At 59.8% G+C, this 209-nt stretch carries 1 pseudogene; it reads right to left on the bottom strand.

Annotation, left to right across the window (positions count from 1 at the left end):
* Positions 1–209: pseudogene (locus ACYP5B_RS44540) on the bottom strand (transposase); the annotation flags it as partial.

The following is a 209-nucleotide window of genomic DNA, read 5'->3' as shown; positions in this document are numbered from 1 at the left end:
CTGCCTGGCGATGTGGATGGTGATGACCAGCTGCCCGTCTCTGACGCGGCTCTGATGCTTGTCCGAGCGGACGATGAACTGATTGTCGCAACGCGACACGCCGTGCCGAAAGGACTTGCGCATCATCCGGTGCAGGTACTTGTCTTCGAGCCACTTGTCACGTTTGAGCAGGGTATAGAGCCGCTTTCGCTCTGCCTCGTCGGAGGTCC

This window comes from Cupriavidus sp. 8B, assembly GCF_054589115.1.
The sequence above is the reverse complement of the archived record's forward strand: the minus strand, read 5'-3'. Positions and strand labels throughout refer to the sequence as shown.